This is a genomic window from Streptomyces sp. NPDC054975, assembly GCF_053609105.1.
In genome coordinates, this window is the sequence record NZ_JBSGWV010000045.1 from 14,256 (window position 1) to 40,437 (window position 26,182).

A 26,182-nucleotide genomic window follows, 5' to 3' on the forward strand; every position below is an offset into this window, starting at 1 on the left:
GCGGTTCCGGCGTCGTGGCGTCAGGTGGCCACCGGCGCGCCCTGGTCCGCGAGGACGAGGGCGTGCTCGACGACGGCGACGAGGACGTTCTTCACCGACTCGCGGTCGCGCGCGTCGCACATCAGCAGCTCGACCTCCGGGTCGAGGTCGAGCGCGCCCCGGACGGTCTCGGTGGGGAACCGCCGGGCGCCTTCGAAGCAGTTGACCGCGACCGTGAACGGGATGCCACGCCGTTCGAAGTAGTCGATCGCGGCGAAGCTGTCCTCCAGGCGCCGGGTGTCCGCCAGGACGATCGCGCCGAGCGCACCCTGCGCGAGCTCGTCCCAGAGGAACCAGAACCGGTCCTGGCCGGGCGTGCCGAACAGATAGAGGACCAGGTCCTCCCGGAGCGTGATCCGGCCGAAGTCCATGGCGACCGTGGTGGTCGACTTGTTCTCGACCCCGTGCAGATCGTCCACGGGCCGGCCGGCCTCGCTGAGGATCTCCTCTGTGCGCAGGGGTTTGATCTCGCTGACGGCGCCGACCAGCGTCGTCTTGCCCACCCCGAAGCCGCCTGCGACCAGGATCTTCAGGGTCACCGGTTCGACGAGCGGCTTCTTGCGGCTAGAGCGCCCGAAGGCCATTGATCACCTCGCGGAGAATGCTCACGTCCGGCAGCTCGGCCGGCGGAACGGGGCGGGTCACATGGACGAGTTCGTCCTCGACGAGATCGCCGACGAGGACCCGGACGACCCCGACGGGGAGGTCGAGTCCGGCGGCGAGTTCGGCGATCGACTGTGGCGTGTCCGAGCAGCGTTCGACGATCTCCACGTGTTCCGGGGAGAGCGTCTGGTCCCGGCCGGGGTCGTCGGCCGCGGGTTCGGGCACCACCAGGGCGATCAGGTCGAGTCGGTGGCGGGTGGCGGCACTGGTCCGGCCGCGGGTCATCGCGTACGGACGGACCACGGGCCCGGCCTCGTCGTCGAACCAGTGGTGGGCCGGGTGGCCAGGCTGGTCCCACGGACCCGTGTCAGGGGTGCCGTCGGGAGCCGTGCGCCCGGCCGTGCCCTCCGTCGTGCCGTCAGTCATGGTGTCCCCCCACTCACCCTCCGGCGGGCAGCCCGGAGCGAGGCGCCGTCCCCAGGTGGATGCCGACCCGCTTGACCATCAACGTCATCTCGTACGCGACCTGGCCGACGTCCGAGTCGGCGTCGGCGAGCACGGCGAGGCAGCTGCCGTCGCCCGCCGCCGTGACGAAGAGGAACGCGTCCTCCAGTTCCACCACCGTCTGGCGGACCCGGCCCGCCTCGAAGTGGCGGCCGACGCCCTTGGCGAGGCTGTGGAAGCCGGAGGCGACGGCGGCCAGGTGCTCGCCGTCCTCCCGGGTCAGGTCGGCGGAGGCGCCGGTGGGAAGTCCGTCGCTGGAGAGCACCAGTGCCTTGCGGATGGACCCGACCCGCTGGACCAGCTCGTCGAGGAGCCAGTTCAGCTCGCCGTCGCCGTTTCCGGAGGTGTGGGTTGCTGTGGCGTTCGGTGCGGTCATCGACCGTCCCCCTCGGGTGTCGTTCCTGGTGCTGTCGTCTGGGCGTTCTGCCGTCGTCCGCGCTGCCAGCCCCGTTGCATCGAAGCCATGCGGTCGCGCACTTCCTCGGCGTCACGCTCGAACTCCGTGGCGGCCGGGCCGGTCGAGCCCGTGGAGGCCGTGGAGTCGGTTCTTTCGTCCGCCTCGCGCAGCTGGGGCGCGAGGCTCGCCTGCCGGACCCGCCGGGGCAGACCGCCGAACGGCGCCGGGCCGTCGGGCGGTACGGGGACCAGCGTGGGCGGCCCCGGGGTGCCGGCGCCTGGGCCGGTGCCCAGGCGCGAGGAGTCCCGCGGCTCGGAGTCCTGGGCGGAGGTCGGGTGGGCGCGGCCCGGTTCGTCGACCCTGCGGCCCCGGTCCACGACGAGCGTGGGCGGTCGGCGCCGGGGCAGCGGTACGGGACCGCGGTCCCTGGACCGGTCGGGCGACTGGTCCGGGGCCTGCTGGTGCTGCTCGCCGTCCGGCGCGGGGGCGGGTGCGAGGCCGCGGCGGTGGCCCCGGGGCCGGAAGAGGCCGCCGCGCTCGCTCTCGGTGTCCTCCAGGTCCCCCGCGGAGGGGGCGAGCAGCTCGTCGAAACCGCCCGCGCCGAGGGGCGCTTCGAGCTCGACGGGCCCGTCGAGCGGCACGCCCAGCGCGTCGTCGAGCAGTGAGGGGGCGCCGGAGCGGGTGGAGCCGGTGGGGCCGGTGGGCACCTTCGTGAGCGCGGGACGGCGCCCCGACGGGTCGGCCCCCACCCCGTTGGACCGGCCCTGGGGCCCGCGGGCCTGCGTGGTCCGGTCCAGGCGGAAACCGCTGCCCTCGGTCTCGGGGGCGTCGGTGAGCAGGGTGGCCGGGATGAAGACGACCGCGGTGGTCCCTCCGTACGGCGAAGGCTGCAGCGAGACCCGGACGTTCTGGCGCTGAGCGAGTCGGCTGACCACGAACAGGCCGAGGCGGTCGGTGTCGGAGAGCTCGAACTCGGGTGTCTCGGCGAGGCGGAGGTTGGCGTCGAGCAGGAGGTCGGGGTTCATGCCGAGCCCGCGGTCGTGGATCTCGAGCGTGAAGCCGTTCGCGACGCGCTCGCCGAGGACCTGCACGGCGGTGTGCGGGGGCGAGAACACCGTCGCGTTCTCGAGGAGTTCGGCGATGAGGTGGGTGAGGTCGGCGACGGCAGGGCCGCCGACGCCGAGCCGGGGCAGCCTGCGTACCTCGATGCGCTCGTAGTCCTCGACCTCGGCGACGGCCGCGCGGACCACGTCCATGAGCTGGACGGGCTTGCGCCACTGGCGGGAGGGCGCGGCTCCGGAGAGGATCACCAGGCCTTCGGCGTGGCGGCGCATGCGGGTGGTCATGTGGTCGAGCCGGAACAGGTCGGCGAGTTCCTCGGTGTCCTCGGTCCGCCGTTCCATGGTGTCGAGGAGGGTCAGCTGGCGGTGCAGGAGGACCTGGTTGCGGCGGGCGAGGTTGACGAAGACCTCGGAGACGCCGCGCCGGAGCTCGGCCTGCTTGACGGCGGCCTCGACGGCGGCCCGCTGGAGGGTGTTGAGGGCCTGGCCGACCTGGCCGACCTCGTCGTCCTCGTACCGCAGGTGCGGCACCTCGGTCTCGACGTCGACGACCTCCCCCGCGGCGAGGCGGCGCATCACGCTCGGCAGGCGTACGCCGGAGACCTCCTGGGCCTCCTTGCGGAGCCGCCGCAGGTCGCGGACGAGGTCACGGCCGACGCGGACGGAGACGACGACGGAGACGAGCAGGGCGAGGAAGCCGAGGACGCCGGCGATTCCGGCCTTGAGCAGCACGCTGTAGGCGGCGGGCTGGACGCGGTCCTGGTAGCGGTCGCCGGCAGCGGTGTTCTCCCGCGCGAGGTCGTCGAGGACCGGAGTGGCCCGCTCCTCCCAGCGCTCCGCGGTGACGGTGCGCGGGTCCTTGGTCGGACCCGCGGCGATCAGCTCCTCCTCGGCGCTGCGCAGCGGCTCGGTGTCGGGGCTGCCCCAGTACCGCTCGAACCTCTCGCGTTCGACGGTGGGCAGGACTTCGAGGTTCACCTCGTACAGCAGCTTGCGCTGGGCGACGAGGTCGGTGATCGCGCGGATCTCCTCGGCCGTGACGCGCTCGGACTTGAGCGCGGACAGGACGAGGGCGTCCTCGCGGGAGAGCAGCTCGCGGCCGCGGGTGACGCCGACGAGGGCCCGGCCCTGCTTGTCCATCTCCACGTTCTCCAGAGCGTGGAGGGTGGTGAGGAAGCTGTAACAGGGGTCGACCAGGCGGTTGTAGAACTCGAGCGCCTGGATCCGGCCAAGGCTGCGGTTCTCCACGGAGCGGCGCAGCGCGTCCAGTCCGTCGAGGGCCGTGAGGAGGGAGTCGAGGCGCTGCGAGGCGACGGGCCGCATCTCGTCCCGTACGCCGGAGTCGGCGGCGTTGCGTCGGAGGAGGGCGATCTGCCGGTCGGTGGCCTCGCGTTGCTGGCGCAGGATGGTGAGGGCGTCGGCGGCGCGCGGGTCGGCGAGGTAGACGAGCGACTGGCGGCGCTCCTTCTGGATGACTCGCGCGGTGTCCTCGATCGGGTAGCCGACCTTCTCGACGATGTAGCCGACGTCGAGGAGTTGGTCGGCCTCACGGCCGGTGAGCACGGTCGCGAAACCCCAGAGGCCGGTGAGGGAGACGAGCGGTACGAGCAGCAACGCCACGATCTTCCGGCGGATGGACTTCCCGCGAAAGCGCATGGCCTCCCCCAGTTCGGCCGGGCCTCCGCCCGGCGCGGAGGTCCTCCTGTGCGACGCGTGGCGTCAACACACAGCGTCAACACAAGGCGTCAACCATCAGCTTCAACAATCGGCGGCGCGAGCCTACTACTGCATCACAGCCAACCCGAAGGCGCATCCAGGCGATTTTCAGCCTCTTGAGTGAGTGTTGATCAGGAGATGTCCCGCTATCCGAGGAGTTGGGGTTGCGCAATGTGGCGCAGGACACTTGGGCGGGCTTTCCGGTCGACCGGCGAACGGATGGCTGGAATTTTTCGTTCCGGTACGGACCTGGGGAAACCTTTTCTCCCGACTGATCGTCTTGTGTACGGGGAGGGGTGTGTCCGTGTAAAGCCACTCAAGGCGGGCAGCCACCCCTGAGGACGGTCAGCGGTGGGGAGTGACGAAACGATGGAGTACGAGGCGCGGTCCGCGCGGCAGTTGTGGGTGGAGGACGAGAAGGGCCGGCGACGTATGCCGGACCCGGTGCGCACCGCCGCCGTACGGGCCGTGCTGATCGCGTCGGTGACACTGGTACAGGCCGTGGTGGCCTTCTTCTGCGCGGTCACGAGTTCGTGGCTCGCGTTTCCGATGCTGCTGTCCACGGTGGGCAGCACGGTCGTGGCGACCTGGAGCGTGCTCGATGTGTGGGTGACGCGTCAGGTGTGGCGGCAGCGGAACGGAGTGGTGTCCGAGCCGAGCAGCACGGCACGTCCGTCGCGGCGCGAGCGACGCCGGGCGCAGAAGGCCGCACGGGTGGCGGAAGGTGATCCGGGCAGCCAGGAGGCCGCGGCCGTGCGGCGCGCGGAAGCACCGGCGCTGCCCGAGGCGGCCTGAGGCGAGCAGGCGGAAGGGCGAACGGCCCGGTCCCCCAGGGGGGCCGGGCCGTTCGCCGTCCTCACTGCTGTACGGCGTGTGCCGGCTGGTCCTCCTGCGAGCGGCGGAACATCCTCGTCGCGGTGATCTCGCCGTGGACGGCGCCGTCCTCGGCGGTCGGCTGGGGAAGGCCGGGCCGCAGGTGCTCCTCCACGCTGATGTACTTCAGTCCGGCCCGCAGGTCCGCGTCGTTGCGCAACCGGATGACCAGCGGGAACTCCGCGAGCGCGGTCGTGTCGAACAGACCGGTCGTGTACAGCAGCTGGACTCCGAGGGCGTCCGAGACGGCCCGCTGAAGCTCCAGCAGGTACGTGGCGTTGGCCCGGCCGATCGGGTTGTCGAGGAAGAGCGTGCCCGCGTGGCGGTGCTTGTCGCGGCCCCGGTCGTTGGAGCGCAGCGCGGCCATCGTGCAGTAGAGGGCGATGGCGGCGGTGAGGAGCTGGCCGCCGGAGAAGACGTCGCCCATCTGCCCGACCGGTACGCGCTCGGCCCGCAGTACGGCGTCGGGCTTGAGGATCTCGACGGCGATGCCGCGCGGCTCAAGGGCGGCCTGAACACCCCGCAGCAGCAGGGACATACCGTCGCGGCGGAGGTCGGAGTTCTTCCTCACGGCGGCACGGGTCGCCTCGTCGATCACCTCGCCGAGCCGCTCGGTGAGCGTGGCCTGGTCCGGCTCCTCGAAGCGGATCCGCAGGAACTCCTGGCCCGACCACTCCCCCAGCCCCTCGGGCAGTCGGGAGAGCCGCTGCGCGGAGCGGAGCGTGGTCAGCGCGGACTCCACGAGGCCGCGGAGCCGGTCGACGATGGAGTCGCGGTTGCGCTCCAACTGCTCCAGCTCGTCGGTGAGGACGCGGAGCCGGGGCGCGAAGGCCTCGGCCCACTTCGCGGCGTGCTCGGGCAGCGCGGCGGCGGGCAGCTCGCGGATCTGCTGACGAGCGGGGGTGCGGACCTGCTCGTAGCGGGTGGAGTTGGCGTGCCGGACGAGGATGTCGCTCGCCTCGCGGACGGCGGCGTCCGCCCCGGAGAGGTCGGCGGCGCAGCCGCGCAGTGAGCGGCGGGCCTCGGCGGCGGTCTGCCGCGCCTCCTCCAGCGTGCCGGGGTAGGGCTCCGGACCGTCCTCCTCCTCGTGCTCGGTGTGGTCGCGGAGCAGGTCGCGCAGGAGGGCCGCGGTCTCGTCGAAGCCCCCGGCGGCGTCCTCGGCGGCGCGGTGGGACCGCAGGAGGGAGGCGTGCGCGGTGCGGGCGGCTTCCAGGGCGTCGCTGCGGGCGGCGAGTTCGGTGGTCGCGGTACGGAGCAGGGCCTGGGCGTGCTCGGCGTCGGCGGGGGCGAGGTCCTCGGGCAGGTCGGTGTGCGACTCGCCGTCCTCGGGGGCCAGACGCTCGGCCTCGCCGCGCAGCCGTCCGAGCTTCTCGCTCGCCTCGGTCGCGCGGGTCTCCAGCATCTGGACGAGGGATTCGGCGCGGGCGGCGGCGGCCTGGCGGGACGGGCCGTCGGCGCCGTCCGTGGACTCCAGGAGCTGTTCGGCGCGGACGCGGACCTTGTTGGTGAGGCGGTCCAGCTCGGCGAGCGCGGCGGACTCGTCGCTCTCGGCTCGGGCCTGTTCGGCGCGGAGGTCGGCTCCGACGCCGACCTTCTCGTACAGCTGGGACGCGGCGCGGTACGCCTCGCGCAGGGTGGGGAGCGCGGTGCGCGGGGCGTCGGCGTCCGCCTCGGGGAGCTGGTCGGGGGCGCCCGCGATCTCGGCGCGCTCGGCCCGCAGGGCGCGGGCGGTGCGGTGGGCGTCGTCGGCGGCGCGCTGGGCGGCGCGCCGGTCCTCGTCGGCGGCCCGGGCGCGCTCCAGGCAGGTCTGGGCGCGGGCCTCCGACTCGGTGGCGTCGTCGGCCAGTTCACGGAGCTTGGCCTGCCAGGCGGAGCGCTCACGCAGCCGGAACGCCAGGCCGGCGAGGGCGTCGGCGGCGCGGCGGGCCCGCTGGGCGGCCTCCTGCCGCTCGTCGCGTACGCGGGCGGCGTCGGCGGCGGCCTCGTCGGCCTCCGCCCGTGCCGTACGGGCCTCGGCGAGGGTGGCCGCTGCCGCCTCGGCGCTCTCGCGGGCGGTCGCGGCGGCGGCGGCGAGCTCGGCGAGCATGCCGGGCGGGCAGTCGGCGCGCCAGGAACCGATCCGGGCGGCGAGCGAGCGGTCGCCGGTGAGGCGGGCGGCGAGGTGACGGATCTCCTCGTCGCGCGCGGCCGCGCGGGCACGCAGGGCGTGCCGCTCCTCGTCGGCGGCGTGCTCGTCGTGCATGGCCGGGTTCGGCGGCACGAGGAATACGTCACCAGCGCTGCTGTCGTCGCCGGACGCGGGGTTCGGCACGGGCGCCAGGAGCGCGGCGGCGGTGCCGACGGCGACGGTGGAGCGCGGCAGCAGGGCGGCCGTGCTGAGCACCTCGCGGGCGCGGGCGTACGAGACGGGGTCGGTGATCACGACACCGTCGACCAGCTCGGGGCGGGCGGCGAGGACGGCGGCGTGGTCGGCCGGGTCGACGGCCTGGGCGAGGTAGCGCCAGCCCGGGAGGGCCGGGATGCCCTGCTCGCCGAGGTACTCGACGGTGGCGAGCACGTCCGGGCCCGGCGGCAGCAGCCCGCCGTCGCCGAGGGCGCCGAGGATGCGAGAGTCGTCGGCGGCGGCGGTGCGCAGGTCGAAGAGCTGGCGCTCGGCGGAGGCGATGGACTGGTCGAGCAGACGCCGTAGTTCGTCGGCGGAGCGGTCGAACTCGGTGACGGTGAGCGGGCCGTGGGTCCCCTCAGGACCGTGCGGGGCCTGCGGACCGCCGGTGCCGTCACGACCGTCCGGGGCGGAGTCGCCGGGCGACGGGTCCGCGGCTGCCGCCCGAGGGGGGCCCTCCGCTCCCCCGTCGCTCTCGCCCACGCGCTGGCCCGGCAGCGGGGCGGGCGACTGCGGCGGCAGGCTGAGGAGTTCGGCGAGGCGCGCGTCGCCGGCGAGTGACTCCGCCGCGCGGCGTTCGGCTTCGTAGGCCGCCTCGGCGGCCTCGGCGGCGTCCGTGGCGCGGGCCGCGGCGAGTTCGGCGCGGGACTCGGCGGCGGCCGCCTCGCGGGCGCGGTCGGCCGCCGAGCGGGCGGTGTCGCGGGCCGCGTCCCACGCGGCGACCGTGGTCTTCTCGGCGTCGCTCGCGGCGAGGGCCGCGCGGGCCGGGTCGGCGTCGGGGGCGGAGTCGTCGAGCCAGCCCGCCCGTACCGCCTCGGCCGTCTCCTGCTCGACCTCGGCGAGGCGCTGGCGCAGGTGGCCGGCCTCGCTGCGGGCGCGCTGGGCCTCGGTCGCGGCGACGGTGGCGTCGCGGTGGGCGGTCTCGCCGGCCTCCTGGAGGGCGGCGGAGCGCTCCTCCTCCTCGGCGGCGTGCCGTTCGCCGTCCTCGGCGGCCGCGTGCAGGGCCCGTACGAGGTCGGCGGCGGCCTTGGCCCGGGCGGCCAGCGCGGGGGCGGCGTCGCGTTCGGCCTCGCGGATCGCGGCGGCCACGCGCGCGGAGCGGTCGCTCGCGGCCCGGTGGCGGAGCACGGCCTCGGCGGCCTGCCAGGCGGAGTGCAGGGTGCGGGCCTCGATGAGCTCGCGCCGCTGGGAGGCGGCACCCTTCTCGGCGACGGTGAGGGCCAGGGAGGCGTGGCGGAAGGCCAGTTCGGCCGCGATGAGGGAGCTGCGGGCGCGCGCGGACTCGGCCTCGGAGACGGCGTGCGCGGCGGAGGTGACCTGCTGGGCGAGCTCGGCCGTACGGGCGCGTTCCTCGGTCGCGCGGGCGGAGAGCCGACGGGCGAGCGTACGGGTGCGGCGCTCGGCCCCCGCGTGCACGTCACGCGCGCGTGCCCGGGTGTCGGCGGCCTCGACGATGCGGCCGAGGAGGTCGACGGACCCGGCGGTGAAGTCGCGCTCGGCGGTGAGTTCGGCACGTCGGCCGAGCTTGTTGCCGAAGCCGCTGACCAGGTCGGCGAGACCGTCGGTGTCACGGGTGTCGGTGACGGCGCGCAGGAGAAGGTCGGTGAAGTCGGAGTCCTTCTTGACCGCGAAGAGGCCGGCGGCCTCACCCTCGTCGGCGTTCATCTCCCGCTGGTAGCGGAAGAGTTCGGGGTCGAGGCCCAGGTCGCCGAGGTGTTCGTTCCAGCGGTCGTGGATCTCCTCCCAGTACACCTCCAGGTGCGGGTACGCCTTGCCCGCCTCCGTCAGGGCGTCGCGGAAGCCCTTCATGGTGCGGCGGCGGCCCTGCGCGCCGGACGCGCCCTCGACGGGCGGGCGGACGGACGTGGCCTCGGCGACGGGCAGGTTGTCCAGGCTGAGTCCGGGGCCCGGCCGGAAGGAGTACCAGGCCTCGGCGAACTTCCGGGGGTCGTTGGAGACCTGGCGCCCCCGCCACTCGCTGGCCTTGCCGACGACGACGAGCTCTCCGGTGAGGGTGTGCTGCCACTCCAGGGCGACGTGGCCGCAGTCGTCGGCGAGCAGGAACTTGCGCAGCACGCCGGAGCTCGCGCCGCCGAGGGTGTTGCGGTGGCCGGGGAGCATGACCGAGAAGATCAGCTTGAGGAGGACGGACTTGCCGCCGCCGTTCTCCAGGAAGAGCACGCCCGCCGGGGCGGGGCGGCGTGGCGGCCCGACCGGCTCCTCCTCGAAGAACTCCGCCTGGGTGGGGGCGGGGTTGGGCACGGGCGCGCCGACTCCGCGCAGGTCCAGGACGGTGTCGGCGTAGCGCGCACCGGCGGGACCGATGGAGTAGAGGCGGACCCGGGACAACTCGTACATGGCGGCGGGGCTCTCAGTCGTCTTCTGAAACTGCTGAAGTCTGGTCGGTACGTGGGGGCGAATACGGGGGGGGGTTACGCCTGGGCGGTCATGCGCGGGGCGGTCTGCGTGGGGCGGTCATGCGTGGAAGGGCAGGCCGGCGTCGGCGGCGAGCTCCAGGTCGTCGCCCTCGGGCGGCGGGAGGAGGGTCGCGGTGCCGTCGCTGACGGGGACGACGCCGAGGTCGAGGAGTTCGGCCATGGCGGCACTGCCCGCCATGTCACGGACCTGGAGCTGGTAACGGGCGGTGGTGCGGTAGGCGCCGCCCGCGTCGTCGCCGGTGCGCTGGAGGAAGCCGGAGTCGGTGAGGAACGCGACGGCCTTGCCGACGATGCCGGTGGTGGAGCCCGCGAGGCGGCGGGCGTCCTTGGTGGCACCGGTGGCGCTGCGCCGGGCGTAGATCCGCCAGGCGGCCTCCAGGCCGGGGGCGTCGGAGGCCGGGTCGGTGTTCTCGCCCTGCTCCTCCGCGCGCTCCTCCAGGCGGCGGCAGGCCTGGCGTACGAAGGCGTCGACGCCGTTCACGGTGAGACGGCCGATGTAGCCGTCGTCGGCGAGGTCCTCCGGGCGGGGGAAGGCCATCGCGGCGACGGCGAGGTGGGCGAGGCCGTGCAGGAAGCGGTCGGCGGAGTCGGTGTTGGCGCGGCGGGCGTAGTCGCCCATGCGGACGGCGAAGACGGAGTCCTCGCCGGCGGTGACGGCCATCCCCGCGCGCGGGGAGACCTCCAGGACGACGAGTCCGAGGCCGGTCGCGACGGCGTCGGCGAGGCGGGCGAACGCGGGGTCCTCGCGGTAGCGCCGGAGGAGCTCGGTGTATTCGGCGTCGCGCGCGGGCAGCAGCTTGGGCTGCAGGCCGAACGAGACGAGCCGCGCCGCGTCGGCCGCGTCGGCGGGGGTGACGGCGTGCGGTGCGGCGGGGGTGTGCGGGTGCTCCGGCTCGCTCCACGCGTCGGCGTGCTCGGCGTGGTGTTCGCTCACGGCTGGGGCTCCTCGGTACGGGTGGTTCGGGTCGTCGGGCTCGTGGGAGTCGACGGAGTCGTGGGGGGTGCGGTCGGTGGTGCGGTCGGTACGGGGCGGGCCAGCGGGAGGCGGACCGGGGTCACCTGCACGGCGGGACGCCGCTGCGTCTTCGCGGGCTCGACCGGGCGTGTGACGGCCAACCGCATGGCCCGCACGTACGGCGCGGGGCTCCGCCGGGCCGGCGTGGACGGGGGCACGGGCACGACCCCCAGGACCATGGAGGGAATGGGCATCGCGGGGGCGGGCTCGGCGTCCGCCTTCGGGCCGCCGTCGGGGACGGGGTTCGCTCCGGGGTTCGAGGGCGCGCCCGGGGGCGGCTCCGTGCCTGAGGTGAGCTCCGTGCCTGAGGTCAGCTCCGTCATCGGGGCCAGGTCCGCGCCGGGCGTCGGGGCCTCCTCCGCGTGCTCCGTCGCGAGGACGGCCTCGGTAGTCGTCCGGGGGGCCGCCTGGTCGGTGGTCATGAGGCCTCCGTGCGGTCCGCCGCCATGCCGAGTGCGTCCAGAAGCGCCGTACCCACTATCAGGTCCGCGCCGCCGAACTCCGGGTCGTCGAGCTGGGTGCCGTCGTCCACCGCGAAGAGCAGGCGCTCCTCGCCCTGGCGGTATGCCGTGCCGACCGGGGGGCTCGCCGCGTGGACGGCGAGGAGGGCGACCAGGTACGGGAGGTCGGGGTCGCCGGGGTCGCGGAGGCGGGCCTCGGCGAGCAGGCCGGAGAGGCGGCGCGGGGCGTCGTGCTCCAGGTCCAGCAGCTCCCTCGCGCTCGCCAGCTGCTCCTCGCTGAAGCGGCTGTCGTCGGGCGTGGCGATCAGGTCCGGCTCGGGCATCTCGGCGCCGAGGTGCTCGCGCTCGACGGGCGGGGTGAGGAGCATGTCGACGAGGTCGCCGACGCGCACGGACGCGGGGGTGCGCAGTCCGGTGCCGCGGGCGAAGAACGCGTCCGTGACCCTGGTCGCCTGCTCGACGGGGAGCGGCAGGATCGGCGCGACGAGCTGACCGTACAGGTCTATTCCGGTGTACGACGTCGGGGCGGCGAAGGCCTGCCGGTCCTGCTCCGCGCGGAAGAGCGGGCCCGCCTCCAGGAGACGGGACTGGAGCTGGGTGTGGCGGCGGATGCAGTCCTTGACGATGTCGACCAGCTCGGCGGCGCGGCGCTTGTGCTCAGGGTCTTCGGCCTCGTCACGGGCCTTGCGGATGTTGGTGAGGATCGCGTTCTCGTGGCGGTAGCGGTCGGCCACGTGGTCGAGGGCCTCGGCGATCATGTCCGGGACGGCCTGGAGCCAGTCCACCGCGCGCACGTTCCGGCGGGTCGCCTCCAGGGTCTTGCGGAGGGTCTCGGCGTACTGCACCGTGCGGTAGCGCGCCTGCTCGGCGGCGAGCTGGGCGTCGGCGAGGCGGCCCCGGCTGATCAGGACCTCCAGCTTGACCTCGGCGGCGATCTGGGCGCTGGTGACGTCGGTGTCGAGGGCGCCGACGAGCACGTTGACCGCTTCGTCGGTCGTACGGAGGTAGACCCCGCCGCCGTAGCCGGGGACCTCTTCGATCAGCTTGAAGTCGTAGTCGCGGCGGGTGTAGACGCCGTCCGCGCCGAAGGTGCCGTAGACGGCGCGGAAGCCGCGGTCCACGCTGCCGACGTTGATCAGGTTCTCCAGGACCCAGCGCGCGACCCGGTCGTGCTCGGCGGCGGGGCGGGCGGGGGCCTGGGCGGCGACGCGGGGCAGCAGGCGGGCGACGATCTGCTCGTGGTCCGCGCCCGTGTCGAAGTCCATGTTGAGTGTGACGAGGTCGATGGCCGAGAGGGCGACCTCGGCCATCGCGTAGACCGAGTACTCACCGGCCAGGTTCGCCTTGCGCGTGTCCAGGTCGTGCAGCGGGGCGGTGCACGCGAGCGCGCGGAGGCGCCGCGCGAGCCCTTCGTCGGCGGCCGGGCCCGGCGCGGGCCGCGGCCCCGCGCTGAGCTGGGGCGGAACGAAGTCCGTCGAGGCAGGCGAAGTCACGGTGCACAGATTAGGTCCTCGAACTGACAACGGTCGAAACGGCGCAGATACGACCCCGTCGGGCAGGACGGCGTGCCGACACGGGCGCGGCCTGTGAGGCGCGCCCCCAGGGCTCCGTCCCCCAGACCTGCCCGCCCGGCTCACCCCCTCAGGCGTCCGCCCGCTCCGGTTCGTCGACCGCCTTCGCGTACACCTCGACGATGCGGGTGCGGGAGTCGTCGAGGTAGCGGGCCAGGAGGCGTTCGGCGCTCGGGCGGTCACCTGCGCGCAGGGCTTGCAGAATCTCCCGGTTTCGTACGAGATAAGGCTCGTGCAGCCCGCGCGGGTCGTCCACGATGTGGAAGGCGAGGCGGAGTTCGGCAAGCACGCCCCGCATCAGTTCGTCCGTGCGGGCGCTGCCCGCCAGGGCCACCAGTTCGCGGTGGAAGTGGATGTTGGCGGTGGAGACGCCCTTCCAGTCCTCCGCGCGGGCCGCCACCTCACCCTCCTCGACCGCCGCGACGAGGCCGTCGACGGCGAACGGCGGCTCCCCCAGGCCGTGGACCACGGCGCACTCGACGAGCCGGCGGGTGCGGTAGATGTCGTCGACGTCCTCGACGGCCAGGACCCGGACGAAGACGCCCCGGTTGAGTTCGTGGACGAGCAGCCGCTCGTGGGTGAGCAGGCGGAACGCCTCGCGCAGGGTGTTGCGGGACACCTTGAGCGCGCCGCCGATGGCGTCCTCGGAGAGACGGGTGCCGGGCGGGAAGAAGCCCTCGGCGATCCGGGTGCGCAGGATGTCCGCGACCCGCTCAGCCGTGCTGGTTCGCCCGAGCAGCGCCCGGTCGTCAGCGAGTCCACCGAGCCCAGCCGGTTCACCGATTCCGCCGATTCCGCCCACCGTGCCTCGTTCCTCTCGACGTACGCGGCCGAGTCAATCGCAGGTCCTTCCCGGAAACAAGAACGTGACGACACGCCTCTTGTCGGATCGTTCAACAATCCCCTACCTTGGCGACACCGCACGGTCCCTCAGTACGTCTCTCAGGCACGCTCCTCACCCTCTGCGAGGTGCAGATGAGCACGACACAGACCCAGCAACAGACCCAGGGCGAACGGCCCGACGACACGGGGGCGTTCGCCTGGCTGCGCGCCCTCGGGCCGCGCGGCCGCCGCGCCTTCGGCGGCGCGTTCGGGGGATACGCCCTGGATTCCTACGACTTCTTCACCCTGCCGCTCTCGATGGTGGCCATCGCCGCCTACTTCAGCCTCGACAAGGGCCAGACCGGCCTGCTGACCACGGTCACCCTGGTCGTCTCGGCGATCGGCGGCGCACTGGCCGGCATCCTGGCCGACCGCATCGGCCGCGTGAAGGCGCTGATGATCACGGTCGCCACCTACGCCCTCTTCACGGTCCTGTGCGGCTTCGCGCCCAACTACGAGACCCTGATGGTCTTCCGGGCCCTCCAGGGCCTCGGCTTCGGCGGCGAGTGGGCGGTCGGGGCGATCCTGGTCGCCGAGTACGCCTCCGCCAAGCACCGGGGCCGTACGCTCGGCGGCATCCAGAGCGCCTGGGCGGCCGGCTGGGCGCTCGCGGTGATCGTGTACACCCTGGTCTTCGCGTTCGTCGACGCCGACCTCGCCTGGCGGGTCATGTTCTGGACGGGCGCCCTGCCCGCGCTGCTGGTCGTCTATGTCCGGCGGAACGTCGAGGACGCCCCGCAGGCCGCCGAAGTCCGACGCGGCTCGGCCGAGCGCGGCTCGTTCACGGCCATCTTCAAGCCGTCGCTGCTGCGCACCACGCTCTTCGCGGTGCTGCTCTCCACCGGTGTGCAGGGCGGCTACTACACCCTCGCCACCTGGGTCCCCACCTTCCTGAAGACCGAGCGGGGGCTCACGGTCGTCGGCACCGGCGGCTATCTCACCTTCCTCATCTCCGGCGCCTTCATCGGCTACCTGACCGGCGGATACCTCACGGACCGGCTCGGCCGGAAGAAGAACATCGCACTCTTCGCCGCCCTGTCGGCGCTGTCCGTCCTCGCGTACACGAACATCCCGCCGGGGGCGAACACGCTGCTCCTCGTCCTCGGATTCCCGCTCGGCTTCTGCATGTCGGCCATCTTCAGCGGGTTCGGTTCCTTCCTGGCCGAGCTGTACCCGACGGCGGTACGGGGCACGGGACAGGGCTTCACGTACAACACCGGGCGCGCGGTGGGCGCGGTCTTCCCGACGCTGGTGGGCTTCCTCTCCGAGAGCTGGGGCGTCGGCGGCGCGCTGGTCTTCGGGGCGATCGGCTACGGCCTCGCGGTCCTCGCGCTGCTCGGTCTGCCGGAGACCCGCGGAAAGGAACTGGTATGACGTCCACGGCCGTTCCCGACCCGCGGACGGCACGCGCGCGTGCCCGTGCCGGATCCACCGCTCCCACGGCAGGCTGGGCTCCCGGCCACGCGCAGGCCAATCTCATCTCGGTGCCCGCGGACTGGGCGTACGACGTGCTGCTCTTCTGCACCCGCAACCCCAAGCCGTGCCCCGTCCTGGACGTCACCGACGTGGGGGCGTGGACCACGGAGCTCGCTCCCGGAGCCGATCTGCGGACGGACATCCCGCGCTACCGCGTCTGGGAGCACGGTCGACTCGTCGACGAACCGACCGAGGTGACCGCCTACTGGCGCGGCGATCTCGTGTCGTTCCTGATCGGCTGCAGCTTCACCTTCGAGGCCTCCCTCGCGACGGCCGGAGTGCCGCTGCGCCATGTCGACCAGGGCCGGAACGTGTCGATGTACGTCACCGACCGCGCGTGCCGGCCCGCCGGGCGGCTGCGCGGCCCGATGGTCGTGTCGATGCGTCACGTACCGGCGGGGCTGGTGGACACGGCGCGGCGGATCAGCGGGCTGCTGCCCGCCGTCCACGGGGCGCCCGTGCACGCGGGCGATCCGGCGGCGCTGGGCATCGACGACCTGGACCGCCCGGACTTCGGTGATGCGGTCGTCGCGGAGCCGGGGGACGTGCCCGTCTTCTGGGCCTGCGGGGTCACCCCGCAGGCCGCCGTGACGGCCTCGCGGCCGCCGTTCGCGATCACCCACGCGCCGGGGCGGATGCTCGTCACCGACGTGCGCGACTCCGAGTACCGCGTGGCGGCCTGAGCCGCCCGCACTGCCGCACGTGACGGAAGGAACGACCATGACCTGGGCCTCGATCGATCTCAACGCCGACCTCGGCGAGGGCTTCGGCCGCTGGACGCTCACGGACGACGAGGAGCTGCTCTCCGTCGTCACCAGCGCCAACGTGGCCTGCGGCTTCCATGCCGGGGACGCGGTCACCATGCGCCGCGTCTGCGAGCTGGCGGCGGCGAGGGGCGTACGGATCGGGGCCCAGGTCTCCTACCGGGACCTGGCCGGCTTCGGCCGGCGGTCGATGGACGTGCCGGCGGACGAGCTGGCGGCCGAGATCGCGTACCAGATCGGGGCGCTCGACGTCTTCGCGCGGGCGGCCGGTGCGCGGGTCTCGTACGTCAAGCCGCACGGCGCGCTGTACAACCGGGTGGTCCGTGACGAGGTCCAGGCGGCGGCGGTCGTCGAGGGGGTGCTGCTCGCGGGAGGCGGACTGCCGGGCGGACGGCCCGAGGGGGCCGGTCTTCCGGTGCTCGGGCTGCCCGGCTCGCGGCTCCACGAGGCGGCCCGGAAGGCGGGGCTGCCGGTGGTGACCGAGGCGTTCGGCGACCGGGCGTACACGGCCGACGGTTCCCTGCTGCCACGGGGGCAGGAGGGGGCCGTCGTCACCGACCCGGCGGAGGTCGTCGAACGGTCGGTGTCCATGGCCCGGTTCGGCGTCGTCACCGCGCACTGCGGCACGTCCGTCGCCGTGCGGGCGCGCTCGCTCTGCCTGCACGGCGACACCCCGGGCGCGGTGGGCCTCGCCCGGCGGGTGCGCGCGGAGCTGGAGGCCACCGGCGTGCGGGTGGAGGCGTTCGCATGAAGGCGCGACGGGTGTACCGGGTGGGCGAGCGGGCGCTGCTGGTGGAGCTGGGGAGCGGCACGGAGACGGAGGCGTTCCACGCCGAGCTGCTGCGGCGGCGCGCGGGCGGGGTCCTGCCGTCCGTACGGGAGATCGTGCCGGCGGCGCGGACGGTGCTGCTCGACGGGGTCGACGCCCCGGACCTGCTGGCGGGGCAGCTACGGGAGTGGACGATTCCGCCGCTCCACGCGCGCGTGGAGCGGGCGGTCGAGGTCCCGGTCCGTTACGACGGTCCCGACCTGGCGGAGGTCGCCGCGCTCTGGGGGGTGTCCGTGGAGACGGCGGTGCGGATCCACTCGGCCACCGAGTTCCGGGTCGCGTTCTGCGGCTTCGCGCCCGGCTTCGGGTATCTGACCGGTCTCGCCGAGCAGTACCAGGTGCCGCGCAGGGCGACGCCGCGCACGTCCGTCCCGGCCGGGTCGGTCGCGCTCGCGGGGCCGTACACGGGGGTGTATCCGCGCTCCTCCCCCGGCGGCTGGCAGTTGATCGGGTCCACGGACGCGGTGCTGTGGAACGCGGACCGCGAGCCCGCCGCGCTGCTCACGCCCGGTGCCCGGGTGCGTTTCGTGGTGGAGAGCCGGTGACCGATCGTGCTCTCGCGGTGGTACGGGCCGGAGCGCTCACCACCGTGCAGGACCTGGGGCGGACCGGCTACGCGCACCTGGGCGTGCCCCGCTCCGGGGCGCTGGATCCGGGGGCGGCGCGACGGGTGAACCGTCTGGTGGGCAACGCGGAGGACGCGGCGGTCCTGGAGACCACCGTCAACGGGTGCGCGGTGCGGCCCCGTTGCCCGGTCACCGTGGCCGTGGGCGGCGCGCCGTGCGCGGTCACCGTGGACGGCCGGCCGGTCGCCTGGGGCACGGCGGTACGGGTCCCGGCGGGTGCGCTGCTCGACATCGGGCCTGCCACCCGTGGCCTGCGCGCGTACGTGGGGTTCGGCGGCGGGCTCGCCGTCGAGCCCGTCCTCGGCAGCCGCTCCACCGACCTGCTGTCGGGGCTCGGCCCGGCGCCGCTCGCGGACGGTGCCGTGCTGCCGCTGGGAGCGGAGTCCACCCCGCCGGGGTGGGCCGACGCTCCCCCGTGGCCGGGCCCGGCGGACGAACTCGTCCTGCGGGTCCGGCTCGGGCCGCGCCACGACTGGTTCACCCCGGCGGCGCTGCGCACCCTGGCCACGCGCGCGTACCGGGTCTCCCCGGCCACCAACCGGATCGGTCTGCGCACCGAGGGGCCGTCTCTCGAACGGGCGGTGACGGCCGAACTCCCCAGCGAGGGGATGGTCCTGGGCGCGGTCCAGGTCCCCCCGGACGGGCGCCCGGTGGTCTTCCTCGCCGATCACCCGACGACCGGCGGCTATCCGGTGGTGGCGGTGGTCCGGGAGGAGGACCTGGCGGCCGCGGCGCAGGCCGTGCCGGGGACGGTGGTCCGGTTCGTACCGCTGGGCCGAGGCGCCGCCGAGTCCGTCGGTCAGACGGTGAACTGACGGCTGCCGCAGGCCTCGAAGGCACCCTGGGCGCCGTTGCGCACGCAGACACGGAGCGTGTACGTGCCGGCGGGGATCACCCCCGGGAGCCAGGTGTCGTCGTCGTTGCAGCTGCCCGAGCCGTGCTCGGCGTCCACGTAGGAGTAGTACGCGCGGTCCGAGGTGCGCCAGATCTCGGCGGTGGCGCGCCGGCTGTCCGGGTTGCCGTAGTCGCAGACCTTGAGGTACGTCACGTCGTGGAACACGGTGTCCACGTAGACCGTGCCGGCGCCCCACCCTCCCTTGGCCGACGTGCCGGACGTCTTGGTGATCTCGGCGGCGTGGGCGCTGCCGGCCGTGGTCATGCCCAGGGCCAGGGCGGCGAAGAGGGTACCCGCGGTGGTGGCGGTACGACGTAGGCGCATGGCTGCTCCTCGGGTGGGACCGTGTCGGTCGGTGTGTCGGCTCGCTCTGTCGGATTGCCTGGGCAGCACACTTCCGCCGCCCGGTGCGGCCGTCCAGCGGGGCGTCCGTCCGGGACAGTCCGGGACACCCACGGAACCAGGCGCGCCCGGACTCGGCCCCGGTCAGGGCGTGCCGTAGCCCCCGCCGCCCGGGGTCCGCAGGACGAGGACGTCGTTCGGGGCGACCTCGGTGGTGTCGACGCCGTCGAGGTGCTCGGTCGTGCCGCCGGCGCGTTCGACCAGGTTCTCGCCAAGCTTCCCCGCCTCCCCGCCGGCCATCCCGTACGGGGGGACCCGGCGGTGGCCGGTCAGCAGGGTCACGGTCATCGGCTCCAGGAAGCGGATCCGGCGTTCGACGCCGTCGCCGCCGTGCCACCGGCCGGTCCCGCCGCTGCCCGTCCGCACGGCGAAGGAGTCCACCCGGACCGGGTGGCGCCACTCCAGGATCTCGGGGTCCGTGAGCCGGGAGTTGGTCATGTGGGTCTGGACGGCGTCGGCCCCGTCGAAGCCCTCGCCCGCGCCCGAGCCGCTCGCGACGGTCTCGTAGTACTGCACGCGCGCGTTGCCGAACGTCAGGTTGTTCATCGTGCCCGAGCCCTCCGCCTGGACGCCGAGGGCCGCGTAGAGGGCGCCGGTCACCGCCTGGGAGGTCTCCACGTTCCCGGCGACCGTCGCCGCCGGGTAGGTGGGCGCGAGCATCGAGCCGGGCGGCACCCGGACGTCCAGGGGCTCCAGGCAGCCGCTGTTGAGGGGGATGTCGTCGTCGACGAGGGTCCGGAAGACGTACAGGACGGCGGCCATGACGACGGACGTGGGCGCGTTGGCGTTCCCCGGCAGCTGGGGGGACGTACCGCTGAAGTCGAGGACGGCGGAGCGCCGTTCGCGGTCGACGCGGACCGCCACCTGGATGACCGCGCCGCCGTCCGTCTCGTAACGGTACGAGCCGTCCCGGAGGCCGGCCACGATCCGCCGTACGGACTCCTCGGCGTTCGCGCGCACGTGCCGCATGTAGGCGTGGACGACGTCCAGACCGAACTGGTCGACCATGGCGCGTAGTTCCTCGATCCCCTTCTCGTTGGCGGCGATCTGGGCGCGGAGGTCGGCGAGGTTGGTGTCCGGGTCGCGGGACGGGTACCGGGCACCGGTGAGCAGGTCCCGCGTCTCGTCCTCGCGCAGTCGGCCGCCCCGTACGAGCAGCCAGTTGTCGAAGAGGACGCCCTCCTCGTGGACGGTCCGGCTGAAGGCGGGCATGGACCCGGGGGTGACCCCGCCGATCTCGGCGTGGTGACCGCGCGAGGCGACGAGGAAGAGCAGCTCACGGCCCGCCTCGTCGAAGACCGGGGTCACGACCGTGACGTCCGGCAGGTGGGTGCCGCCGTGGTACGGGTCGTTGATCGCGTAGACGTCACCGGGACGCAGGGTGTCGCCGCCCCGCCGCAGCACCTCCTTGATGGACTCCCCCATGGAGCCGAGATGGACGGGGATGTGGGGCGCGTTGGCGATGAGGTTGCCTTCGGGGTCGAACAGGGCGCAGGAGAAGTCCAGCCGCTCCTTGATGTTGACGGAGTGGGCGGTGTTCTCCAGGCGTACGCCCATCTGCTCCGCGATCGCCATGAAGAGGTTGTTGAAGACCTCCAGGAGGACGGGGTCGACGTCCGTGCCGACCGCCACGCGCGCGGGGCGGGGCGTCGCGCGCGTGAGGAGGAGGTGTCCGCCGTCGGCGACCGCGGCCCGCCAGCCCGCGTCGACGACCGTGGTGGCGTCGGCCTCGGCGAGGATCGCGGGCCCGATGACGGTGTCGCCGGGGCGGAGGTCCTCCCGGCGGTACAGCGGGGTGTCGGCGGCCGTGCGGCCGCTGTGCATCCGTACGGTCGCCCGGGGCTCGGGGGTCCGTTCCCGGTCCTCTTCCCCTTCCCGGGCCGTCGCGTCGACGAGCACGGGACCGTGGGGTCCGGCGGGTCCCACGGCCTCCACGGAGACGGCCTCCACGACGAGCGGCCGGTCCATGGTGAAGGCGTACCGTGCCCGGTGGACCTCCTCGAAGGCCTCGCGCATCCGCTCGGCCGTGGCGAGGTCGACCTGGAGGCTCGCGTCGGTACCGGCGTAGCGCAGCAGCACGCGCGCGTGGGTCGTGATCGCGGAGTCGGGCAGTCCGTCGGCGCGCAGCTCCTGCCGGGTCCGTTCGGCGAGTTCGGCGCAGAGCTCCGTCACGCGCGCGTGCGTCCCGTCCGCGTCGAGCTCCGCCTCGACGGACTGCTCGCGCATGGCGGTGGCGTCGGCGAGCCCGATGCCGTACGCCGAGAGAACACCGGCCAGCGGCGGTACGAGGACGGTGTCGACGCCCAGGGCGTCGGCGACGGCGCAGGCGTGCTGACCGCCGGCGCCGCCGAAGCTGGTGAGGGCGTACCGCGTGATGTCGTGGCCGCGCTGGACGGAGATCTTCTTGACGGCGTTGGCCATGTTGAGGACGGCGATCTCCAGGAAGCCGGCGGCGACCTCCTCGGGGGTGCGGCCGTCGCCGATCTCCCGGGCGAGGTCGGCGAACCCCTCCCGTACGACAGTGTCGTCGAGCGGCCGGTCGCCCTCGGGGCCGAACACGGCGGGGAAGTGGGCCGGCTGGACGCGGCCGAGCATCACGTTGGCGTCCGTGACCGTCAGGGGCCCGCCCCGGCCGTAGCAGGCGGGCCCGGGGACGGCGCCCGCGGAGTCGGGGCCGACACGGTAGCGGCTGCCGTCGTAGTGGAGGACGGAGCCGCCGCCCGCCGCGACGGTGTGGATGTTCATCATGGGGGCGCGCATCCGGACGCCCGCGACCTGTGTACCGAGTTCACGCTCGAACTCGCCCGCGTAATGCGACACATCGGTGGACGTGCCGCCCATGTCGAAGCCGATGACACGGTCGAACCCGGCCTGTCCGGAGGTCCGGGCCATGCCGACGACGCCTCCGGCGGGTCCGGACAGGACGGCGTCCTTGCCCCGGAAGTGGGCGGCCTCCCGCAGGCCGCCGTTGGACTGCATGAACATGAGCCGGATCCCGGCGAGTTCGCGGGCGACCTCGTCGACGTACCGGCGCAGGATCGGGGAGAGGTAGGCGTCCACGACGGTGGTGTCGCCGCGCGGGACGAGTTTGATCAGCGGACTGACCTCGTGGGAGCAGCTGACCTGGGTGAAGCCGACTGCGCGGGCGAGGGCGGCGACCCGGCTCTCGTGGGCGGGGCTGCGGTAGCCGTGCAGGAGGACGACGGCGGCGGAGCGGTAGCCGTCGCGGTGGGCGGCCCGCAGCGCCTGGGCGACGGCGTCCTCGTCGAGGGGGCGTACGGTCCGGCCCTGGGCGTCGACCCGTTCGGGGACCTCGACGACGCGCTCGTGGACGGCCTCGGGGAGCACGATGTGGCGGTCGAAGAGCCGGGGCCGGTTCTGGTACGCGATGCGCAGCGCGTCCCGGAAGCCCTCGGTGACGAGGAGGACGGTCGGTTCACCGCGCCGCTCCAGGAGGGCGTTGGTGGCGACGGTCGTGCCCATCTTGACGACGGCGACCCGCTCGGCGGGAACGGGTTCGTCGGGGCCGAGTCCGAGGAGGAGCCGGATGCCGGCGACGGCCGCGTCATGGGGGCGTGCGGGGTCGTGGGAGAGCAGCTTGCGGGTGACGAGCCGCCCGTCGGGCCGCCGGCCCACGATGTCGGTGAACGTGCCGCCTCGGTCGATCCAGAACTCCCAGCGCCCGGTCATTCCCCCATTGTGGCCACCGGGGCGTCCAGCGACACGGCCGCGAGGGCGGCCGTCAGGGCTTGTTCGGCCTTCAGGTCGAGCCGGGCGTCGGTGCCGCGCGCCCGGTGCCGCAGCTCGGCGCCCGCCAGGTGCAGCAGCTGGGGCAGCAGGTCGTGGCAGCGCCGGAGCACCCAGCCGGTGCCGGCGGTGGCGAGCCAGAGCACCGCTTCCGTACGGGTGGGCGGCGGCTGCTGGGGGTCGGGAGAGGGCGGTGTGCCGTGGGCGAGGTCGCGGGCGGCCAGGAGGGCGTGGAAACGTGCGGCGATCGCCCGGTGGCCGCGCTCGCCGGGGTGGAGGCGGTCGGCGCTCCACAGGGTCCGGTCGTCGGTCCACGTGCTGTCGGCGAGATGGAGGTGGACGGCGTCGTAGCGGGCGGAGAGCGCGTGGACGAGGGTGTTGACGGCCTTCTGGCGCCGGGCGAGGGGGGCGAGCGGCGTGGGGAGAGCAAGCATTCGGCCGGGATCGGGCAGGCAGGCGGTGAGGAGGACGGCTCCGCCCGCGGTGAGGTCCGCGCAGACGCGGTCGAGGCGGCGGGCGAGCTGTTCGATGTCGAAGGTGTGCCGCAGGGTGTCGTTGACCCCGACGACGACGGAGGCGAGGTCCGGCCGGAACGCCACCGCCTCGGGGGCCTGGCGCTCTGCGACCTCCCGGCTCTGGGCGCCGCTGACGGCGAGGTTCCGGAACTCCAGCCGCCGGCCGGGCCCGGCCAGGCCTTCGGCGAGCAGGGCCGCCCAGCCGCGCCAGGCACCGTCGACCCGGTCGCCGACGCCCTCGCTGAGGGAGTCCCCGAGGACGGCGAACCGTATCGGGGCGGGCGCCAGTGGAGCGGGGCCGGGTTCCCGCCGGGGGGCGGGGATGGTGCGCAGGGGCGTCTGGTCGATGTCGGGGGCGAGGGCGGCGCCCGGATTGGCGATTGGATCCGATATCCAGACGGATGGATCCGATGTCCGAGCGGTTGGATCCGATATCCAGGCGGACGGATCCGACATCCCGACAGACGGATCCGACGTCCCGGCGGTGGGATCCGACATCCCGGCTGTTGGATCCGATATCCCGGTGGCGCCCGGCGCCGGGGCCGACGGCTCCATCGGCTTCCCCAGGGACTCCGGGCTGTCCGCCGTCGGCGGGACCGTCGTGGTCATGTCCGCACCTCCTGCGGCGGGACGAGGATCGTGGCCGGGGCCGCGTCGTGGGCGTGGAGGAAGGCGGCGATCGAGCGGTCCCAGCCGAAGAGTTCGGCACGCGCGCGTGCCGCCGCGCGGCGGGCCGGCTCCGGGCGGTCGAGCAGGGCGCGGACGGCTGCCGCGAAGTCGGCCGGAGCGTCCGTGGCGCAGGCGCCGGCGTCGCCGATGACCTCCGGGAGCGCCGACGACGCACTCACCACGACCGGCGTGCCACAGGCGAGGGCCTCCAGGGCCGAGAGACCGAAGGTCTCGGCAGGGCCGGGGGCCAGGCACAGGTCGGCGGAGGCCTGGAGGTCGGCGAGGGCCTCGCGGTCGGCCACGTGCCCCAGGAAGCGGACCGGGAGCCGTTCCTCCCGCGCCCGCCGCTCCAGCGCACCCCGCAGCGGCCCTTCGCCGGCCACGGCGAGCGTGGCCCTGACTCCTTGGCCCCGCAGGTGGGCGAGGGCGTCGAGGGCCGTGCCCGGGCGCTTCTCCACGGAGAGCCGCGAGCACATCAGCAGCAGAACCCCCTCGCCGCCGGCGTGCTCGGCGCGCAGCGCGGCGCTGTGCCGGCCCGGCCGGCAACGCTCCAGGTCCACACCGAGCGGCGCGCGCAGGACGTTCCTCGCCCCGATCCGTACGAACTCCCGCTCCGCCCACTCCGTCGTACAGACGATCCGCGAATAGGCCCACGCCGTACGGCGGTTGAGCCGGTCGGCGGCGCGGGACGCGGCGGCCCCAGGGACGCCCCACGTCCGCAGGACGCCGTCGGCGGTCTCGTGGGAGACCATCACCGAGGGCACCCGGGCGCGCCGCGCCCACTCCCCCGTCCAGCGCAGGGTCGTGCGGTCGGAGACCTCGATGCGGTCCGGGGCGAGTTCCTCCAGGATCCGGCGGACGCGGCGCCGGTCGGCGAGTACGCGGTAGCCGCCGGTGCCGGGCAGCACGGGCCCGGGCAGGGTGATGATCCGTCCCTGGTCGGTGACGCGGTCACTCTCCACGTCGCCGGGGACGACGAGGACGGGCTCGTGCCCGGCGGCGAGGTAGCCGCGGCCGAGTTGCTCGAGGGCGGTGCGCAGACCCCCCGAGGTGGGGGTGACGAAGTTGGCGAGCCGGACGATGCGCAGGGGCCGGTCCATCGCGGGGCCTCTCATGCCGCCACCGCCGTCCGCTCGCGCAGGACCTCCAGGTAGTGGCCGATCAGTTCGTCGCCGACGGCCTCCCAGGTCCGGCCCTCGACGGCCGCCCGGCCGGCACGGCCGTAGGCGCCCCGCAGGGCCGGTGCCTCCGCGAGGGAGGCCACCGCGTTCCGGAGAGCGACCATGTCGTCCGGGGGGACGAGGAGCCCGGTCCTGCGATGGTCGACCAGGTCCAGCGGACCGCCGGCCGCAGGCGCGACGACCGGGACACCGCTGGCCATCGCCTCCTGGACGGTCTGGCAGAACGTCTCGTACGGACCGGTGTGGGCGAACACGTCCAGCGAGGCGAAGATCCTCGCCAGGTCGTCGCCCGTGCGGCGCCCGAGGAACCGGGCGCCGGGAAGCGCAAGGCGCAGGGCCGGTTCGCTGGGGCCGTCGCCGACGATCACGACCCGTATGCCGGGCAGCGCGCAGACGCCGGAGAGCAGTTCGACGCGCTTCTCGGGGGCGAGGCGGCCGATGTAGCCGACGAGGAGTTCGCCGTTCGGGGCGAGTTCGCGGCGCAGGGTGCCGTCACGCAGGTCGGGGCGGAAGCGGAGGGTGTCGACGCCGCGCCGCCAGAGCCGGATACGGCCGATGCCGTGCGTCTCCAGGTCACGGGTTGCGGCGGTGGACGGCGCGAGGGTGCGGTCGGCCGCGCCGTGCACGGCCCGCAGCCGGCGCCAGGCGGCACCTTCGCCCGCGCCCATGTAGGTACGGGCGTAGCCGGCGAGGTCGGTCTGGTAGACGGCCACGGCGGGCAGTCCGAGGCGGGTCGCGGCCGCCATTCCGCGCACCCCGAGCACGAACGGACTGGCGAGGTGGACGACGTCGGCCCGGTGCGCGGCGATGGCGGTGGTGAGGCGGCGGCTGGGGAGGGCGACGCGCACCTGGGGGTAGCCGGGGAGGGGCAGGGAGGGGACGCGCACGACGGGGCAGGGGGCGTCGGCGTCCGGGGTGTCGGTGGCTCCGGCGACGGCCGGGGCGATGACGAGCGGGTCATGTCCGCGGCGCACGAGGTGGCGCGCGGTCTGCTGGGCGCAGTGCGCCACACCGTTGACATCGGGTGGGAAGGATTCGGTGACGATGACGACACGCATACCGGTGTTGTCGTCGCGCCTGGCGTGTTCCCGCCGACGAGGATCTGGACGCCCGGGGAACGTCCCATGAGCGTTTG

The 26,182-nt window shown here is 74.1% G+C and carries 20 protein-coding genes; 6 read left to right on the plus strand and 14 right to left on the minus strand.

What is annotated here, in order from left to right; genetic code table 11:
• Window positions 1-20: 20 nt before the first annotated feature.
• The 4 genes from ACWF79_RS28070 to ACWF79_RS28085 are packed head-to-tail and all read right to left on the minus strand — an operon-like array spanning window position 21 to window position 4,260.
• Window positions 21-623 carry a GTP-binding protein gene (locus ACWF79_RS28070; protein WP_453730950.1) on the minus strand — a complete coding sequence of 201 codons (603 nt, stop codon included), beginning with the start codon at window positions 621-623 and terminating at the stop codon, window positions 21-23.
• Window positions 604-1,068: a DUF742 domain-containing protein gene (locus tag ACWF79_RS28075; RefSeq protein WP_453730951.1), complete on the minus strand. Its 465-nt coding sequence runs from the start codon at window positions 1,066-1,068 to the stop codon at window positions 604-606. Before ACWF79_RS28075 ends, ACWF79_RS28070 begins: the two co-directional genes overlap by 20 nt.
• Before the next feature lie 13 nt (window positions 1,069-1,081).
• Window positions 1,082-1,522, minus strand: a complete 441-nt coding sequence (locus tag ACWF79_RS28080) for a roadblock/LC7 domain-containing protein (RefSeq protein ID WP_453730952.1) — start codon at window positions 1,520-1,522, stop codon at window positions 1,082-1,084.
• The gene (locus ACWF79_RS28085; RefSeq protein ID WP_453730953.1) at window positions 1,519-4,260 is read right to left on the minus strand and encodes a sensor histidine kinase; all 2,742 of its coding nucleotides are present in this window, start codon (window positions 4,258-4,260) and stop codon (window positions 1,519-1,521) included. Before ACWF79_RS28085 ends, ACWF79_RS28080 begins: the two co-directional genes overlap by 4 nt.
• A 429-nt stretch (window positions 4,261-4,689) precedes the next feature.
• Here ACWF79_RS28085 and ACWF79_RS28090 point away from each other — a divergent pair, with 429 nt between their 5' ends.
• Entirely contained in the window at window positions 4,690-5,115 is a 426-nt protein-coding gene (locus tag ACWF79_RS28090) for a hypothetical protein (RefSeq protein WP_453730977.1), read from the plus strand.
• A 61-nt stretch (window positions 5,116-5,176) separates the two neighbouring features.
• On the opposite strand, the gene ACWF79_RS28095 is transcribed toward ACWF79_RS28090, so the two are convergent.
• From ACWF79_RS28095 to ACWF79_RS28115, 5 genes are all read right to left on the minus strand, one after another.
• Window positions 5,177-9,934 carry a hypothetical protein gene (locus ACWF79_RS28095; protein ID WP_453730954.1) on the minus strand — a complete coding sequence of 1,586 codons (4,758 nt, stop codon included), beginning with the start codon at window positions 9,932-9,934 and terminating at the stop codon, window positions 5,177-5,179.
• 117 nt (window positions 9,935-10,051) lie between these two features.
• A complete protein-coding gene (locus ACWF79_RS28100; protein WP_453730955.1) occupies window positions 10,052-10,948 on the minus strand; it encodes a hypothetical protein in 897 nt (298 codons plus the stop codon).
• Complete coding sequence (locus tag ACWF79_RS28105; protein ID WP_453730956.1) at window positions 10,945-11,451, minus strand: hypothetical protein; 507 nt, start codon at window positions 11,449-11,451, stop codon at window positions 10,945-10,947. The genes ACWF79_RS28100 and ACWF79_RS28105 overlap by 4 nt, the downstream gene beginning before the upstream one ends.
• Window positions 11,448-12,983: a hypothetical protein gene (locus ACWF79_RS28110; protein ID WP_453730957.1), complete on the minus strand. Its 1,536-nt coding sequence runs from the start codon at window positions 12,981-12,983 to the stop codon at window positions 11,448-11,450. The genes ACWF79_RS28105 and ACWF79_RS28110 overlap by 4 nt, the downstream gene beginning before the upstream one ends.
• A gap of 148 nt (window positions 12,984-13,131) precedes the next feature.
• Complete coding sequence (locus ACWF79_RS28115; RefSeq protein WP_453730958.1) at window positions 13,132-13,863, minus strand: GntR family transcriptional regulator; 732 nt, start codon at window positions 13,861-13,863, stop codon at window positions 13,132-13,134.
• 173 nt (window positions 13,864-14,036) lie between these two features.
• Between ACWF79_RS28115 and ACWF79_RS28120 the strand changes: the two genes are divergently transcribed.
• The 5 genes from ACWF79_RS28120 to ACWF79_RS28140 are packed head-to-tail and all read left to right on the plus strand — an operon-like array spanning window position 14,037 to window position 18,453.
• Window positions 14,037-15,317, plus strand: a complete 1,281-nt coding sequence (locus tag ACWF79_RS28120) for an MFS transporter (protein WP_453730959.1) — start codon at window positions 14,037-14,039, stop codon at window positions 15,315-15,317.
• Complete coding sequence (locus tag ACWF79_RS28125) at window positions 15,314-16,102, plus strand: putative hydro-lyase (RefSeq protein WP_453730960.1); 789 nt, start codon at window positions 15,314-15,316, stop codon at window positions 16,100-16,102. The genes ACWF79_RS28120 and ACWF79_RS28125 overlap by 4 nt, the downstream gene beginning before the upstream one ends.
• A 37-nt stretch (window positions 16,103-16,139) precedes the next feature.
• Window positions 16,140-16,934: a LamB/YcsF family protein gene (locus ACWF79_RS28130; RefSeq protein WP_453730961.1), complete on the plus strand. Its 795-nt coding sequence runs from the start codon at window positions 16,140-16,142 to the stop codon at window positions 16,932-16,934.
• Entirely contained in the window at window positions 16,931-17,557 is a 627-nt protein-coding gene (gene pxpB, locus ACWF79_RS28135) for a 5-oxoprolinase subunit PxpB (RefSeq protein WP_453730962.1), read from the plus strand. Before ACWF79_RS28130 ends, pxpB begins: the two co-directional genes overlap by 4 nt.
• Window positions 17,554-18,453, plus strand: coding sequence for a 5-oxoprolinase subunit C family protein (locus ACWF79_RS28140; protein WP_453730963.1), 900 nt, complete (start codon window positions 17,554-17,556; stop codon window positions 18,451-18,453). Before pxpB ends, ACWF79_RS28140 begins: the two co-directional genes overlap by 4 nt.
• Here the strand turns inward: ACWF79_RS28140 and ACWF79_RS28145 are convergent.
• The 5 genes from ACWF79_RS28145 to ACWF79_RS28165 form a co-directional block, all read right to left on the minus strand.
• Window positions 18,438-18,857, minus strand: a complete 420-nt coding sequence (locus ACWF79_RS28145; protein ID WP_453730964.1) for a hypothetical protein — start codon at window positions 18,855-18,857, stop codon at window positions 18,438-18,440. The two genes, ACWF79_RS28140 and ACWF79_RS28145, sit on opposite strands and share 16 nt — an antisense overlap.
• Window positions 18,858-19,019: 162 nt before the next feature.
• Window positions 19,020-22,625 (minus strand): hydantoinase B/oxoprolinase family protein, encoded by a 3,606-nt coding sequence (locus tag ACWF79_RS28150; RefSeq protein ID WP_453730965.1) that lies wholly within the window; start codon window positions 22,623-22,625, stop codon window positions 19,020-19,022.
• Window positions 22,622-23,806: a GDSL-type esterase/lipase family protein gene (locus ACWF79_RS28155; protein ID WP_453730966.1), complete on the minus strand. Its 1,185-nt coding sequence runs from the start codon at window positions 23,804-23,806 to the stop codon at window positions 22,622-22,624. The genes ACWF79_RS28150 and ACWF79_RS28155 overlap by 4 nt, the downstream gene beginning before the upstream one ends.
• The gene (locus tag ACWF79_RS28160) at window positions 23,803-24,981 is read right to left on the minus strand and encodes a glycosyltransferase (RefSeq protein WP_453730967.1); all 1,179 of its coding nucleotides are present in this window, start codon (window positions 24,979-24,981) and stop codon (window positions 23,803-23,805) included. Before ACWF79_RS28160 ends, ACWF79_RS28155 begins: the two co-directional genes overlap by 4 nt.
• Window positions 24,978-26,105: a glycosyltransferase family 4 protein gene (locus ACWF79_RS28165; protein ID WP_453730968.1), complete on the minus strand. Its 1,128-nt coding sequence runs from the start codon at window positions 26,103-26,105 to the stop codon at window positions 24,978-24,980. The genes ACWF79_RS28160 and ACWF79_RS28165 overlap by 4 nt, the downstream gene beginning before the upstream one ends.
• Window positions 26,106-26,182: the final 77 nt, after the last annotated feature.